Below are 12,646 nucleotides of genomic sequence, written 5' to 3'. Positions count from 1 at the left end.
TCTTGGGTCGACGATTCATTGCGCCCTCCGAATGTTCCACTAATGTTCACACTAGCGATTCGCACCGTGAATGCAACAAAGTGCATCACTTTGACTCACCATGCTTCGGGTTGTAGCCGTATGCGGTGGCAGCGGGCAATGGATAACTACGGGGCACCGAAACTTCATGATTTCGATACAACCAACTCAACTGCTCTTGCCACTCAGCCGGGGCAGGCTCTCGCAGCGTCTCTAGCGTGAGGCATGCGCGCTGACGCCCGTCCAGGATCACTTCGACGATGTCCGGCGCGAGCAGCGTCAGGCGCAGGACACGGGTCAAATATGGTGCAGCGATCCCCTCGCGCTTAGCCAGTTCGGCGATGTTGGCGAACTCGCCCGTCTCAAGCATGCGCTTCCAGCGGAAGGCGCGCGCCAGCGCTTTGACTAGCGTGTTGTCCGGCTTCCGCGCTTGTGCGGCGCCCTCTGGCAACTGCATTTCCTTGCGCCCGCCGCGCTTAACCAGTCGGAACGGAACATGGATGGTAACGGTCTCCGGGACCGATGGCGTCCGGGTCATGCGGCTGCTCCTGCATCGGCGGTGATTTCGCGCGCCAGTGCCACCAGTCCGTCCGTGCGCAGGCGGACGTTGAGTCCGCTAGTGCCGATCTCGACCCGCTCGACCAGCAGCGCCACGATGCGCGCCTGCTCCGCCGGAAAAAGTTCGTCCCACAGTGGATCGAGCCGGTTTAGCGCCTCACGTGTGTCAGTCTCTGCGATGTCGCCATCGTGGGCACGCGCGGCCTTCCACGTCCCCGCAACGATCTCCGGCTGGCGGAACACGGTGCGCAGTTGGTCGATGACGGCGGCCTCGATCTCGCCCGCAGGCACGCGGCCGATGGGACACGCCCCGGCGCCGTGCTTCAGCACCGTCTGGCTGACGTAGTAGCGGTAGAGCCTGCCGCCCTTGCGGGTGTGTGTCGGCGAGAACGCGGCGCCATCGGGACCGAAGAGAAGCCCCTTCAGCAGCGCGGGTGTGTCGGCGCGAGTCCGCGCGGCACGTTTTCGCGGACTCTCCTGCAGGATGGCGTGGACGCGGTCCCATGTCTCGCTGTCGATGATGGCGTCGTGTTCGCCAGGGTAGCTGTCGCCCTTGTGCACCGCCTCGCCGAGGTAGGCGCGGTTCGAAAGCATCCGATAGAGGTACTTCTTGTCGATCCGGTTGCCGCGCGGCGTGCCGAGGCCCCGTTCGCCGACTTCGCGGGCCAGCACCGTGCAGGAGCCGATCGCGATGAAACGGGCGAAGATCCAGCGCACATGTGCAGCGGCGTCCTCGTCGATCAGCAGCTTGCGGTTCTCGACGCGGTAGCCGAAGGGCGGTACCCCGCCCATCCACATGCCCTTCTTGCGGCTGGCGGCGACCTTGTCGCGAATGCGCTCGGCCGTCACCTCCCGTTCGAACTGGGCGAAGGACAGCAGGATGTTCAGCGTCAGCCGGCCCATGGAGGTGGTGGTGTTGAAGGATTGCGTCACCGAGACGAAGGTGACGCCGTTGCGGTCGAACACCTCGACCAGCTTGGCGAAGTCGGCCAGCGAGCGGCTGAGGCGATCGATCTTGTAGACTACGATGACATCCACCAGCCCATCGTCGACGTCTGCCATCAGTCGCTTCAGGCCGGGGCGTTCCAGCGTACCACCCGAGACACCGCCATCGTCGTACTGGTCCCGCACCAGCACCCAGCCCTCGGACCGCTGGCTGGCAATGAACGCCTCGCAGGCCTCGCGCTGGGCGTGGAGGCTGTTGAACTCCTGCTCCAGCCCCTCCTCGGAAGATTTCCGGGTGTAGACGGCACAGCGCAGCTTGCGGACGAGGGGTTTGGACGGTGCGTTCATGTCCGCACCCTGTGGTTCTTAAGCCCAAAGAAGGTCCAGCCGTTCCAGCGGGTGCCGGTGATGGCGCGGGCGATGGCGGACAGCGACTTGTAGGGCCGGCCCTGCCATTCGAAGCCATCCTTGGTCACCGTGACCACCTGCTCCACCCCCTGCCATTCGCGCAGGAGGCGCGTGCCGGTGATGGGGCGGTCGCGGTCGAGGCGCATGCTGCGCTTCTTCTTGTCGCCGTCGTCCAGTTCCTCGCCCAACCGTTCCAGCCGCCGGATCGTCTCGGGTTTCAGCCCGCCATAGGCCAGTTCCTGGATGCGATAGGCGAGGCGGGATTCCAGGTAGCGGCGATTGAAGGGCGGCGGTTCGCTGTCGAACAGCTCGCGCCACTGGTTTTTCAATTCTTTGGTCGGCGTGGTCTTCAGCGCGGTCAGGCGCGCGGGGATGGGGTCGTGGGTCGTCATGCGGTTCTCCGTCGAGTTGGAGTTGCATGACCGCTCTGGTCGGGCGGAGAGTGAAGTCGAAATGCGTCCCTCTGCGCAGATGGTTGCGCCCTGTCTCGCATATGTAGCCGGATCACCCCCAGGGCCAGAAGGCGGCAGAGTTCAGCGCGGCGCTCGAGAGGCCGCATCTGGTCCGGAGGGAGGGGATTGGGGCCGGTTTCGGGTGTTCCACGCATGGCGCATTCCTTCTCGAATTTCTTCGTTTAGGAGGGAAAAGCCAATGCGCGGATCGGATTGGGACATACCCCGAGAAACCGGCAAATTTGCCGTTGAAACAACTTCGGGTGATTATCGCGACATTGATGCAAGCATTTGGAGAATGAGATGGTACGTGCCCCTGCAAAAACCTGCCCCAACCTTTCTCGATTGTTCGATGATGCGGAACCCGAATTGTTGTCGGCGTTTCTTGGAAACAAGGCGTTTGAGAAGTTCAAGTGGCTGGACGCTTACCGGTTTGACCTCGGTGATCCGGAGGGCCAAGCGGCTGCACGCGGAAAACTGCTGAAAGAAAAGAAGGATCACCTTAAGCCTCTTGAAGGCGAGGCCGCTCGCATCGTGACGGTTGCAAGTGGTCGGGGGGAATTCGTTCTGGAAGGCCTTGTGCGGTCCAAGCTAGAGCCTGAGCGCGCACAGGAACTTCTCAATCAACGGGACAAGCTGGCACGAAGCCTATGGGCCTTCGTCAATGAACATGGGTTGTTTGAAGCGGCGGAGAACAGCCTGCACCTGCGTCTCTACCGGCGCTATGACAAGCACTACCAGACCTTCTTGGCCGAGCCTTCGGTCGACGGGGGCCCGGATGCCGGCAGCGCATCGCTCGACGAGCTTCTTGTTGATCTCAACAAGCGTCTTGATCGCGGCGATGGCTACAGCATCGACAAGTTTGACATCCCTGAAGACGGTGATGAGCCGGCGGCCGAAATGTACCTGCTGTTTCATCCTGATCCGCCCAAAAGTGTTAGGGAGATCGATGAGCATGGCAATCGGTCGAGCATCTACTTCCGGCCACCCGGCGAGGCGATGATCGTCTACACGCCATCGACCGGTCGAGTCCATGTTCGTGCCAGCAATCGAAAGCTCAGGCACACAGTCGCCGAACGCTTCATCGAGACCGCTCTCGATCAGACCTATTCCAACCAGCCTGTCGACTTTCAGGCCTACGACATTTCGCGGTTCCTGCATGGACTCGATCTCGAGCCGCCGGAACTTGATGACGTGGTGATCGACCGCGCACAGGTGATCCGCGCGGACATCAGCATCGGCAATCTCGCCAACCGCCTCTCGCTTTCCACCACGATCGACCAGAACATCTCCGAAATCATCGATAGTCAGCCAGGCCTTCCGAGGATTTTCGAGCGGGCTGTCGCAATTCGCTTTATCGAGATCGCGGTGCGGTATCGCCGTGCTGGACGAGACAAAGCGCAGACCCTCGACTTTACGCTTACCGACGGGAACACAAGCAGCCTTCTCAGCCTCGACGATCCTTTCGAGCGGGTTCTGGGGCATCGGTTGCTCACATACTGGAACATCCTTCGTGATGGTCGCGCACCGGGCGATGAGGAGAGCATGGCGGTCATGCCCGCCTTGCTGGCCATCTGGGACATCGGAGCTGAGAGGGTCACCGGTGCATGGCTCCAAGCTCGTGGTGTCGATCCTGGCCTCTTGACCGATCTGGGTTTCCTCGTGCCCGCTGGCTGGGAGGAGGACGACCTGATCGACGATGAAGACGAGGTCGGACCGGTTGCAGCCGAAGTGGTCGTTCGGGTCGATGAGGGAGATGCGGAGGACGGTCACCGAAAGGTGGCGGACCTCAAGGTCGCCGAGGGACAGGTTACGTCTGCGGGCAACCCGGATCGCTACAGGATATATCGGGTGCGCGACGGCTGGGTCGTGCAACACCTGAAGGAACGTCTCGAAGAAGTGCTCGATGCGCCTGCAATCGAGAAGCTGACCGACCACCTTCTGTACCTTGGAACGCTCAGTGTCGATGGCGGGGACGTCCCGATCTATCTTGCGCGCGGTCTCGACCGGGAGAAGGTCCGCTCAGCCGTCGATACTGAGCTTCGGGCGCGCAACAACCTCGGAATAGGTTTTGTCCTGCAGGCCGGCAGCGCTCCCGGACCGTGCCTGGCGGCCAATGTTCTGACGCCGCTTGTCGATCAGATCGACACGCAGCAAGCCGAAATCGCGTTGGTTGCAGACAAGCTCCGGTCCGTGTTTCGACGCCATCGGATACTGGCCCGCGGCGGCCAAGCTGTCGAACTCACCCGGGTTGGGGACAACATGGCAACTCTGTTTGTTCCGGGGAAAGGCAGCATCGACATCAAGGGCGAGAACCGCATTGATGTCATCCAGCGGCTGGTCGATGCGCACAACGCCGGCCCGATGCCAATGGCGACAGCAGACCTGATCAGCGGGATCGCGGAAGACCAGTCGTTGGCGAACATTTTCAAGCAGCCTCTCTGGAAAAAGCTGACGGCCGACTTCCTGCGAAGCCCCGGAAAAGGGCAATGGGAGATCGCCATCTGACGTTCGGCTCCGATCCAGCTCCGGTTCGGGGGTCTGACAGGCTCTGATTCCATTCGGCAAGACTTCGCCATCTTTCATCAGGAGGCGACAAATGCCGAAACATCAAAGACGGTCCTTCAACCCTTCGTTCACGCGCGGTCTGGGATCTGACTGGCGCTGCACCTGTTGCGGCAAGCTGCTCGGACAGCGGCACGGATCCGTGGTGCTGGTGCAGTTCGCACGCGGGCACCAGTACCGGTCGCCCCGTCCGGTATCGGCGGTCTGCCGCAGCTGCGACACACTCAACGAAACCTGACACGACCTGGAACAGGCGGCCCCCGGTCGCCTGTTTCTCACATCTTTCCCAACCCGAGAGGCGCACGACGCCCTGACCTGGCCATGATGAGGCGCCCGACGCCCGGCCGTAAGGCAGGCGTCGAGTGTCCAGACATTGGCACGAGGTTCACGCGCACCTCCTCCATCAAACAACGCGCGCATCTTTCCAGCAGACCTATCGCAAGATCGCCCGGCGACGTCGGGAGCTTTCCGGCTTTGCCGATCCCGGCGCCGCTTTGGCGTTCCTGCAGGACAAGACAGGGCAGGGCGGGCGCAAGAATGGGCTTCTGCGCGCTCTGGTCGGAGAGGCGCAGTCGGGCGATCACGAAACCGCCGACACGGCCATCAGCCTTGTGATCCTGGCCTTGTGGCCGGGTCTTGACGCGCTGCGCAAACGACTGCTGCGCGGCTTTCCGGAAGGGCCGGATGTCCTGACCGGCGAACTGGTCGGGCGCCTGTCACAGGCTATCGCCACTGCTGATCTGGAACGCGTGACCTGGGTCGCTGCAACGTTTCTCCGCAACATCGAGCGCGACATCAAGCGGGAACTGGTGCGGCGCGCGGATGTTGTGTGCGACGTCCCCGTCGAAGAGTGTCCCGACCTCTGCGACAGGTCGGCATATTGGGGCGCGGGCGTACTCGAAACGCTTCGGCGCCAGGTCGGATCGGATGCCGATCTGGTCATGGCTGTGGTGGTGTTCGGGTTCAGCCAGAAGGAGGCTGCACGGGCCCTGGGGTTATCCTATGAGGCCGCGCGCAAACGCTACCAGCGCGCCATTTCCCGTCTGTCGGAAAAACTTGGGTCCTCCGACGCCTAACCTGTCCCAATCCCGCGCCCCGGTCGGCTTTCCCCTGCAGGTGTCGCAATTCCGCGGTGCCGGAATGCAGGAGATCACCATGACGCAAGCATGGGATGCGAATTACCAGAAGATCCCGGGACTGTTCCGACTTTGGGATCTGCAGTTCGTCTTCAACCGCAGGGACGACTACCAGGTTCACTACGTGGAACAGACCGCCGATGGCACGGCGCTCTTCGCGGTCTATCGCCGCAAACAGGGGGAGCGCGATCATGACCTCGGTTGAAACCTACATCACGCAACGCGACCTGGAGGCGCGCTGGAAGGTCAGTGGCCGCACGCTCGAACGCTGGCGCGCCGAACGCTACGGTCCGGCCTGGGTCATTCTGGGAGGATCGATCCGCTATTCGATGACGGATGTGCTGGCCTGGGAAGCCGCGCATCGCCGCGAGCCGTAACGGATGCACGCGGGGGCCAAATGCAACCCGCGAGACAATGAGGCGGACACAAGGGTGGCCAGCGGCCGCCCCGAAGGTGCTGGGCATATCACCTATGCGGAAGCGGCGGAGCGCCTGATCGACAACGGGTTCGAACCCCTGCCGATCATTCCGGGCCAGAAGCGTCCGGCCCCGTCGCGCTGGTCAAGTATCGGTCTTGCACCCGATCGCATCGCCGACTGGACGCACCGATACCCCGATTGTGGCATCGGGTTGCGCACCGGCCGTCTTGTCGGGCTCGACATCGACGAAATGGATCCGGACCGCGCGCATGAGGTCGGGCAGCTCGCCGAGCAGCGATTGGGGGAGACGCTGGTGCGCGTCGGACAATGGCCCAAACGCCTGCTGCTCTATCGGACAGAGGAACCCTTTGCGAAACTGAAGGCTGGCAAGGTCGAGGTTCTGGGCGCCGGTCAGCAATTTGTGGCATTCGGCCTGCACAGCGTCACGAAGCGTACCTATGCCTGGCCGACCGGGGAAACACCGCTTGATGTTCATCTCGACGACCTGCCGGTCGTGGATCAGGCCGGTCTTGCCGCCTTCCTCGCGGAGATCGGGTCCGGTGAAGACCAGGTCCGGGGCCGCGTTCCGCGGGCCGGCCAGAGAAGCAAGCTGGCCAGCGGAACGCCCATCCGAGATGGCAACGGGATCGTGGTCGACGGTCGCGATGACTGGTTGAGCCGAATTGCGTTTCACGCGGTGCATGATGTCCGGGACGCAAATGGTGTGCTCGAGGCCGGTGAAATCGCCCATCGTGTTTGGCAAGCCTTCGCTGAGAGTACCGATCTGTCGCGTCCACGACAGGATGGCGCCCGTCTCTACGGGTGGGGCGATGCGCTGCGCAAGGTACAGGACAAGTTGCGGCTGGCCCGGAATGGCACCTTGCCGGCACGCGACAAAGACCTGCCGGAACCGGATTACGCCACGCCATCGCTGTCAGTGGACGAGGGAAGAGCGGAGCTCGAAGAACATCTGCGTGATTTTTGCGCGCAGGTGGGGTTTTGGCACCGGGGTGAAGCTCTGACGCTGCCCATGCTGGGCATCCGGGCCACGGTCGGGCTTGGAAAATCCCGGGCGTCGCGCGAACATCTGTTGTCTCTGGCGGCATCGCTGAAGGCCGACAACCTTCCGCATCGCATCGTTGTCTTCGCCGCATCCCACGCTCTTGCAGAGGAAACAGCGACCGGATGGACGGCGGCAGGTGCGCATGTGGCGGTCCTGCGCGGATATGACCGGCTGGATCCGGAGAGCGGCGAGCCGATGTGCCGCGACCTCGAAGCAGTCCATGCAGCGCTGGCGTCGCGTCTGCCGGTCAAGCCAAACGCCTGCATCGGATTGGATGGTGCGCGTTGCCAGCACTATGACGGATGCCTGAAACAGCAGAATCTCAGAGATATCGCTGACGCTGATGTGGTGGTTGCCCCCTATGACGCGCTGTTCTCGGGGCTGGCCTTCACGAAAGACGATCTCGCCTTGCTGCTGATCGACGAGGGATGCTGGGCGCGGGCCGTGGAGCAGAGCAATGACATCTTCGTCGAAGATTTATCCAGTGAGCGGATTGCGGGGATGGGCGACGGGATCGGGCGCGGGCCGGTCGGAGCAATGGCTGATTTGGTGTTGTTTCGTGACAGGCTGGCGCGTGCCCTGGCGTCGAACGGTGCCGGCCCGATCAAGCGTGCGACGTTCGTCAGGGCCGGTTTTACGGCTGAAAACTGTCGCGATGCGGCGCGTCTTGAAAACTGGCGGATGCAGGACCCCGGTCTGCGACCGGGTCTGGAGGGAGGGAACCGACGGGCTGCAGTCCGGATCGCGGCGGAAAATGCGCGGATCCAAGACCTCGTCTCGCTTTGGAAGGCCATAGAGCGCGTTCTTGACCGCAATAGCGTGCTGTCTGGCGGGTTGCGCATTGCACCTCCCGACGCCCTCGGCCGCCACAGGATTGATCTGCGGCGTGTTCGCGCGCTTCATGAAAGCCTGCGCGGCAAGCCGATCCTGCATCTGGATGCGACCATGCGAGCCGATCTGATCCGGACGATCCTGCCGGATATCACCATCGAAAGCATTGATGTCGCGGCGCCGTGCATGCAGCTGCGCCATGTGCAGGGCAGCTTCGGCAAGACTATGCTGTGCCCCAAGCCGGGTCTCGCGCGGGAAGAGGTCAGGCGCCGCGAAAACCGGCTGCGCGAATGCGTCGATTACGTGCGCTGGCAGGCCCGACGCATTTATCCGAAGCCGGTTCTGGTGGTGACCTACCAGGCGATCGAGGCGGCGTTCGAGGGCATTCCGAATGTCGAGGTGGCGCATTTCAACGCGGTCGCCGGGTTGGACTGCTACCGGGATGTGGCCATGTTGATCAGTATCGGTCGCCCGTTGCCATCCAGCATCGAGTTGGAGGCGCTGGCCGGGGCGTATTTCGACAACGCGCCGGCGGGACGCTACCGCAGAGCGCGCGCCGGTATTCGCATGCGCGGCGGGTCGGTTCTAGGCATAGACGTGATCCGCCATGAAGACGGGATGACAGAAACGCTTCGCGCCGCGATCTGCGACGACGAATTGATCCAGGTTATTGGCCGGGGCAGGGGTATCAACCGCACCCCCGACAATCCGCTGGAAGTACATGTGCTGGCCGATGTGGCGCTGCCACTCGTCTATGACCAGTTGACGAGCTGGGACCTCGAGAAACCGGATGTGTTTCAGCAGATGTTGCTGGCAGGTTTGGCCGTGGACAGTCCGTCGGATGCCTTTGCGCTCCACCAAGAATTGTTCGCGTCGGAAAACGCGGCGAAACTGGCTTTAGCGAGGGGGGCATTTAAGGGTCAAAACCCTATTAAAGACTCTTATAGGGAAATGACCCTTAAATCGGCTGCCTATCGCCGCGCCGGGCGCGGCCGGTCCTGGCAGAGGGTTTGGTGGGTCGAAGGCTGCGAGAACGATATGCGCCTGCTGCTTGAGGCTACGCTGGGATCATTGGCTGAATGGCAATATTCGTCAAGTTGAGCTGGTTGGTCAGCCGGGTAGCCCGTCAATCTTTTCTAAATCGCTCAGGTCCTCATCCCAGTGCGCGCGGCTGCCGTAGCAGATATGCGCGTCGGGACGCTTGTCGATCCGCGTATCAAGAGAGCCAGCAGGTACAACAAGCAGGTCGCCGTTCATTTGGATGCTTGGTAGCGCGGATCCGCATTCAGCGCAGAAGCTCTTTGCATGCTGTGATCCCGGCAGCTTGAAATTCCTTACGACGGTGCCACCGGAAAGCCATGTGATCTTCGCTTTGGATGAGAACAGGTTGGCCGAATGCGCGGAGCCAGTATCTTTGCGACAGCGCGTGCAATGACATAGAAAGAAGTTTTCGAAGTCGCCGGAGATCTGGAATTTGACCGCGCCACACAGGCACTGTCCGGTCGTCATGTTCGTCATGGAAGATCCCCTTTGCCTCACAACCTTCACGTCCAGCGCGCGTAACGGTGTCACTCGGATACGGTTTTATCGCTCCACTCCGGCAGGGGAAACATCCTGTCATAGGCCAAGTTAAACACAAACGCATAGACCATGTAGAAGAGCGCAAAGGCCACATCCATAATGAATGCCTGCCACAGCGATACACCCAGATACCAAGCGATGAATGGCATCAGCACGATCAACAATCCGATTTCAAAAAGAGCGGCGTGCAACACGCGGATGGGTACCGTTTTCTGCGTGGTGCCCGCCAGTCGAACGAGAGCGACGTCGAACAGGAAGTTGTAGATCATGTTCCAGAGTGTCGCGAGGGTCGCGCTGACAATTGTGACGACGCCGATGTCATACATCGGCCAGCCGAACGCCATCGATCCGAGTGGAATGACGAGGATCAATGCCAGAATTTCGAAGCTCAGTGCGTGGCGAAGACGATCAAGCGGTGATCGCATGGCAACCTCAATTGTGATGCCGGGTCGTCCCGGCTTTTTGTGCCCGATTGGGGAGGTCGTCCTCTAACACCAGGATAGTGGCCTTTGCCTTGGCCTACAAGCTGGGGCGGCCCTTTATGGAGAGACTGACCGGGTTCCTTTGGGGCCGGTCGGTACCGACGCGCCTTGTGCGTTGCCTGGACCCGAGGCGGCGAAGGTGGCAATCGGTTCTGCCCCCGTCGAAAACCAGGTATAATGATTATTGAATTTTTGTCCTTCCTGTGATAGAAGGAAGCGTCCGTGAGTTCATAATTTCACGTAGTTTTAAGCCCGCCGATTCAGTGGATTGGCGGGCTTATTTGCGCTTACGGCCATCCGCTATGCGCCAACGGGTTTCCATACACTCTGCCATCCTGTCGCCTCCTGTCGTGAATTGTCATTTATTGTCGTGATTACAATGGTTTGTCGCGTTTGATATGCTGCTGTCAGAGGCAGGCAGATATCCAGGGCGGGGGCATGGCGCAGCAAAGGGCACGGAAACCGGAAGCGGTGAAGGTACCGTCGGGCGCCCATTCGGTCGAGCAGCGGGCCGTTGGCGACCTCATTCCCTATGTCAACAATGCGCGCACCCATTCCGACAGGCAGGTTGCGCTGATCGCCGGCTCGATCCGGGAGTTCGGGTTCAACAACCCGGTGCTTGTGGATGGCGAAAACGGGATCATCGCGGGGCACGGCCGGGTGCTGGCCGCGCAGAAACTGGGGCTCGCAACCGTGCCGGTGATCGAGCTGACCCATTTGAGCGATGCACAGAAACGCGCCTACATCCTCGCGGACAACCGCCTGGCCGAACAGGCGGGCTGGGATCGCGAATTGCTTTCACTGGAACTGGGCGACCTGGTCGAGCTGGAGATCGATCTCGGAGCGCTTGGTTTCGACGGACACGAACTGGATGAACTGCTGAACCATGCAGACGTGGACCTGAAGGAAGAGGTCACGCCACCGCTGCCGGAACGACCGGTATCGCGGCCGGGCGACCTCTGGTGCCTCGGCCCCCATCGCCTGCTCTGTGGCGATGCGACCGACGGAGCTGCCGTAGCCCGACTGCTGGACGGGGTGCGCCCGCACCTGATGGTGACAGACCCGCCCTATGGCGTGGCCTATGATCCGGACTGGCGCAACAGGGCAGGGGCATCCGAGACCAAGCGCACCGGCAAGGTGCTGAACGACGATCGCGCCGACTGGCGTGAGGCCTGGGCGCTCTTTCCGGGGGACGTTGCCTATGTCTGGCATGGCGCCCTTCATGCCACCACGGTTGCGGAAAGCCTGGTGGCCAGCGGCTTCGACATCCGCAGCCAGATCATCTGGGCCAAGGACCGCCACGTGCTGAGCCGCGGGCATTATCATTGGCAGCATGAACCGTGCCAACCGGCCGGAACCCTGGTGCAGAAAGTCGTCAAACGCGGTGCCGGATCGCAACAGGCGCAGGTTGAGGAGGTCCCGATCGAGACCCTGCAGGCGGGCGATCATGTTGTGTCCTACAACAGCTACGAAAGCGTAATTCGCCGCCGCGGCCGAAAGATCACCCGCATTGGTAGCCGCCCATATCTCGGCATGATGCATACGATCTGCGCGGCCGGGCGCGTCACGCGCGCGACGCCGGAGCATCGGTTCTCGGCACGGCTCGATCCCGATGCCGCCTGCAGGCAGGTTGTTTATCTGATGCGCCGGGGTGACTGGTGGCGGGTCGGCCGCGTGGCTTTGTTCAATTCGCGTGGGTTTGGTTTGGCAACGCGCCTTGCCGACAACAAGGCTGAAGAGGCCTGGATCGTGTCCGTGCATGCGACCGCCGTCACGGCCCAATGTGCCGAACAGGTTCTGTCTTGCAGATACGGCATTCCGACCACCCACTGGGAGGTGGATGATTGGTCGCTCCAACGCGGCACACAGCGGTCGCCCGAAATGATTGCTGGCATTTATGACTGCCTGGACATGAGCGCGCTGGAGGCGCGGGCCACGCTGCTGCTGCGCGATCACCGTCTCGACCCTGCGCATCCGTTCATTTCCAGCAAGGACCAGGCCATCTTCTCGCGCCGCGCGACGCGTCTGATCCGCGCCTGCAATCTGTTTGCCGGTATCCTTCAGCTTCCCATGCCGACAGCTGGTGAGGCGTTCGAATGGGTCACGGTGTCCGGCAACGACGCGGCGCCGTTCAGCGGACCGGTCTGGTCGATGGACGTGGAAAAGGATCAGCACTACGTGGCCGACGG

The 12,646-nt window shown here is 61.9% G+C and carries 10 protein-coding genes and 1 pseudogene; 6 read left to right on the top strand and 5 right to left on the bottom strand.

The genetic code is table 11. From position 1 onward, the window contains the following. Nucleotides 1-85: 85 nt before the first annotated feature. Genes AC4PTO_RS09530 through AC4PTO_RS09520 form a run of 3 tightly spaced genes read right to left on the bottom strand, consistent with a single transcriptional unit; the run spans nucleotide 86 to nucleotide 2,321 of the window. The gene (locus AC4PTO_RS09530) at nucleotides 86-556 is read right to left on the bottom strand and encodes a hypothetical protein (RefSeq protein ID WP_492728007.1); all 471 of its coding nucleotides are present in this window, start codon (nucleotides 554-556) and stop codon (nucleotides 86-88) included. Beyond that, complete coding sequence (locus AC4PTO_RS09525; protein ID WP_492728005.1) at nucleotides 553-1,869, bottom strand: recombinase family protein; 1,317 nt, start codon at nucleotides 1,867-1,869, stop codon at nucleotides 553-555. Before AC4PTO_RS09525 ends, AC4PTO_RS09530 begins: the two co-directional genes overlap by 4 nt. After that, nucleotides 1,866-2,321 (bottom strand): DUF2924 domain-containing protein, encoded by a 456-nt coding sequence (locus tag AC4PTO_RS09520; RefSeq protein WP_492728004.1) that lies wholly within the window; start codon nucleotides 2,319-2,321, stop codon nucleotides 1,866-1,868. Before AC4PTO_RS09520 ends, AC4PTO_RS09525 begins: the two co-directional genes overlap by 4 nt. A gap of 363 nt (nucleotides 2,322-2,684) precedes the next feature. On the opposite strand from AC4PTO_RS09520, the gene AC4PTO_RS09515 reads away from it, so the two are divergent. From AC4PTO_RS09515 to AC4PTO_RS09495, 5 genes are all read left to right on the top strand, one after another. Then, nucleotides 2,685-4,889 (top strand): hypothetical protein, encoded by a 2,205-nt coding sequence (locus AC4PTO_RS09515; protein WP_492728002.1) that lies wholly within the window; start codon nucleotides 2,685-2,687, stop codon nucleotides 4,887-4,889. 419 nt (nucleotides 4,890-5,308) lie between these two features. Next, complete coding sequence (locus AC4PTO_RS09510; protein ID WP_492728000.1) at nucleotides 5,309-6,022, top strand: sigma-70 RNA polymerase sigma factor region 4 domain-containing protein; 714 nt, start codon at nucleotides 5,309-5,311, stop codon at nucleotides 6,020-6,022. Nucleotides 6,023-6,101: 79 nt separating this feature from the next. Further along, a complete protein-coding gene (locus tag AC4PTO_RS09505) occupies nucleotides 6,102-6,287 on the top strand; it encodes a hypothetical protein (protein ID WP_492727998.1) in 186 nt (61 codons plus the stop codon). Beyond that, nucleotides 6,274-6,459, top strand: a complete 186-nt coding sequence (locus tag AC4PTO_RS09500) for a helix-turn-helix transcriptional regulator (RefSeq protein WP_492727996.1) — start codon at nucleotides 6,274-6,276, stop codon at nucleotides 6,457-6,459. Before AC4PTO_RS09505 ends, AC4PTO_RS09500 begins: the two co-directional genes overlap by 14 nt. Before the next feature lie 54 nt (nucleotides 6,460-6,513). Continuing rightward, nucleotides 6,514-9,495, top strand: coding sequence for a bifunctional DNA primase/polymerase (locus tag AC4PTO_RS09495; RefSeq protein ID WP_492727994.1), 2,982 nt, complete (start codon nucleotides 6,514-6,516; stop codon nucleotides 9,493-9,495). 9 nt (nucleotides 9,496-9,504) lie between these two features. On the opposite strand, the gene AC4PTO_RS09490 is transcribed toward AC4PTO_RS09495, so the two are convergent. Both AC4PTO_RS09490 and AC4PTO_RS09485 read right to left on the bottom strand, forming a co-directional pair. After that, a complete protein-coding gene (locus AC4PTO_RS09490) occupies nucleotides 9,505-9,912 on the bottom strand; it encodes a GFA family protein (RefSeq protein ID WP_492727992.1) in 408 nt (135 codons plus the stop codon). A gap of 50 nt (nucleotides 9,913-9,962) precedes the next feature. Continuing rightward, nucleotides 9,963-10,400, bottom strand: coding sequence for a PACE efflux transporter (locus AC4PTO_RS09485; RefSeq protein ID WP_492727990.1), 438 nt, complete (start codon nucleotides 10,398-10,400; stop codon nucleotides 9,963-9,965). Nucleotides 10,401-10,895: 495 nt separating this feature from the next. On the opposite strand from AC4PTO_RS09485, the pseudogene AC4PTO_RS09480 reads away from it, so the two are divergent. Next, a pseudogene (locus AC4PTO_RS09480) lies at nucleotides 10,896-12,644 on the top strand (ParB N-terminal domain-containing protein); the annotation flags it as partial. Nucleotides 12,645-12,646: the final 2 nt, after the last annotated feature.

The organism is Rhodobacter maritimus (genome assembly GCF_058747975.1).
The sequence above is the reverse complement of the archived record's forward strand: the minus strand, read 5'-3'. Positions and strand labels throughout refer to the sequence as shown.

Coding starts and splice junctions, on each gene's coding strand:
- AC4PTO_RS09530 (WP_492728007.1), bottom strand. CDS start 556: ATGACCCGGACGCCATCGGTCCCGGAGACCGTTACCATCCATGTTCCG.
- AC4PTO_RS09525 (WP_492728005.1), bottom strand. CDS start 1,869: ATGAACGCACCGTCCAAACCCCTCGTCCGCAAGCTGCGCTGTGCCGTC.
- AC4PTO_RS09520 (WP_492728004.1), bottom strand. CDS start 2,321: ATGACGACCCACGACCCCATCCCCGCGCGCCTGACCGCGCTGAAGACC.
- AC4PTO_RS09515 (WP_492728002.1), top strand. CDS start 2,685: ATGGTACGTGCCCCTGCAAAAACCTGCCCCAACCTTTCTCGATTGTTC.
- AC4PTO_RS09505 (WP_492727998.1), top strand. CDS start 6,102: ATGACGCAAGCATGGGATGCGAATTACCAGAAGATCCCGGGACTGTTC.
- AC4PTO_RS09500 (WP_492727996.1), top strand. CDS start 6,274: ATGACCTCGGTTGAAACCTACATCACGCAACGCGACCTGGAGGCGCGC.
- AC4PTO_RS09490 (WP_492727992.1), bottom strand. CDS start 9,912: ATGACGAACATGACGACCGGACAGTGCCTGTGTGGCGCGGTCAAATTC.
- AC4PTO_RS09485 (WP_492727990.1), bottom strand. CDS start 10,400: ATGCGATCACCGCTTGATCGTCTTCGCCACGCACTGAGCTTCGAAATT.